This is a genomic window from Nonomuraea sp. NPDC049784, from assembly GCF_040659615.1.
Lineage (GTDB): Bacteria > Actinomycetota > Actinomycetes > Streptosporangiales > Streptosporangiaceae > Nonomuraea.
Genome location: NZ_JBFAMX010001087.1, coordinates 1 through 1,991 on the forward strand (window position 1 = coordinate 1; position 1,991 = coordinate 1,991).

General features: G+C 69.9%; 2 protein-coding genes. Both read right to left on the reverse strand.

Annotation, left to right across the window (positions count from 1 at the left end):
• Window positions 1-107: 107 nt before the first annotated feature.
• Entirely contained in the window at window positions 108-983 is an 876-nt protein-coding gene (locus AB0J09_RS63515; RefSeq protein ID WP_360714033.1) for a fumarylacetoacetate hydrolase family protein, read from the reverse strand.
• A gap of 92 nt (window positions 984-1,075) precedes the next feature.
• A partial coding sequence (locus tag AB0J09_RS63520; protein ID WP_360714035.1) for an Ig-like domain-containing protein occupies window positions 1,076-1,991 on the reverse strand: 916 nt, incomplete at its 5' end.

The following is a 1,991-nucleotide window of genomic DNA, read 5'->3' on the forward strand; positions in this document are numbered from 1 at the left end:
AAAAACAATATCGAAATATTTTTGAGTGTATTACTTCGGTGTCCTCTTCCTTTCGGTCCCGGCCCCCGCCCGGCCGTCTGGCGGCGCGGGCTCGGTTCATACGGCGTTCACAGCGGCCTGCGCATCGGCTCCAGGCCCTTGACCACAGTGGTCGTGAGGGTGCCGACCTCGCCGATGCCGATCGTCACCGCGTCGCCGTCCTGCAGAGTGAACGGCAGGTCGGGGACCAGGCAGGTGCCGGTGGCCAGCACGGCGCCGTCGGGGAAGAGGTCGGCCCGGAAGAGGTAGCCCGCCAGGTCGTCGAGCCGGCGGTTCAGCTGGGAGGTGGACGCCTTGCCGTCCCACACCGTCTCCCCCGCCCTGGCGATGCTCAGCGTGATGTCCAGCGCGTACGGGTCGGACACCTCCCACGCGGGCCTGATCGCCGGGCCGACCGCGCACGCGCCCAGGTAGATCTTGGCCTGCGGCAGGTAGAGCGGGTTGACCCCCTCGATGGTGCGCGAGCTCACGTCGTCGACCACCGTGTACCCGACGATCTCCCCGGCCGCGTTCAGCACCAGGCCGAGCTCCGGCTCCGGCACGTCGATCTCCGAGTCCGACCGCACCGCGATGCGCCCGCCGTCGCCCGAGACCTTCCAGGCCACCGACTTGAAGAACAGCTCGGGGCGCTCGGCCTCGTAGACCAGCTCGTACACGTCGGCGGCGCGCTCGCTCTCGAGCACCCGGGCCTCGCGCGAGCGCCGGTACGTCACGCCCGCCGCCCAGACCTCCATCTGCCCATCAACCGGCGCGAGCCGCCGCACGGATCCGGAGGGGTGCTCCGGCCCGTCCGCCCCGGCCACCCGCTCCCGCAGCCCATCGACCGGCAGCCGCAGCAGCTCGGCCACGGTGGTGACGCCGGACAGCTCCACCACCCGCCGGCCGTCGTCGACGCCGACCGCGGGGGCGTCGGTCAGGGGGCTGACGAACCGTACGATGTGCATTGCCTGCTCCTCATTCTCATCAGACGGGTCTGGTGAGAGTCTCCCCTACCGGGTCAGCCCGGCGACGGGCAGGGTTCCGGCCCTGTCCCGGCTCATCCGTTGATCGGCTTGCCGAGGGCGCTGCCCGCCAGCCAGTCCTCCCACGACTTCGCCCAAGGCGTCGGCCCGTTGCCGAACCGCAGCTTCCGCGATGTCCCCGTGACCTCGATGATGTCCCCCCGCTGCGTGAACTCGTAGAACCAGCGGGCGTTGGCCGGGCTGGCGTTCACGCAGCCGTGGCTGACGTTGCGGTTGCCCTGGGCGCCGGTCGACCAGGGTGCGGCGTGGAAGAACGTGCCGCTGTAGGTCATCCTGACGTTCCACTTGGTGTTGATGCGGTACTCGCCCGGCTTGCCGATGGTGGCCGAGTCCATGACGGTCTCCGCGGCCTTCTCCTGGGCGATCATGATGCCGGAGTAGCTGTCGTCGCCCGGCTTCCCCAGGCTGACCGGGATGGTCTTGACGACCTCGCCGTTCTCCCGCACGACCGCCTGGTGGTCCGCGTTGCTGACCTTCGTGATGTGCTCGGGCCCCACGGTGAACGTCAGGCTGCGGTCCTTGGTGCCCCACAGGTCCCGTCCGGCACGCAGGCCGGCCAGATGTGCGACCACTGTGACCTTCTCGCCGACCGGCCAGTACTCGCGCGGCCTGAACTGGACCTCCCGGTCGCTCACCCAGCTCCACGCGCCCTCGACCGGCTTGGACATCCGCACCGCCAGCGACCGCTCGACCGCGGCCCGGTCCTTCTGCTCGGTCACCGGCTGCGACAACAGGAGCTGGACCGGCATCCCGACGCCGACCTTCTCACCGTCCAGGGGCGACATTCCGCTCTCAAGCACCCGCTTCGGCTTGAGCGTGGTGAACTTGGCCTGGCCCGTGACCTGCTTGCCGTCCGTTCCGGTCGCCTGCGCGCTCACCGTGTACGCGGTCGACGGCTTCAACGGCCACCTGGGCCGCCACGTCCCGTCC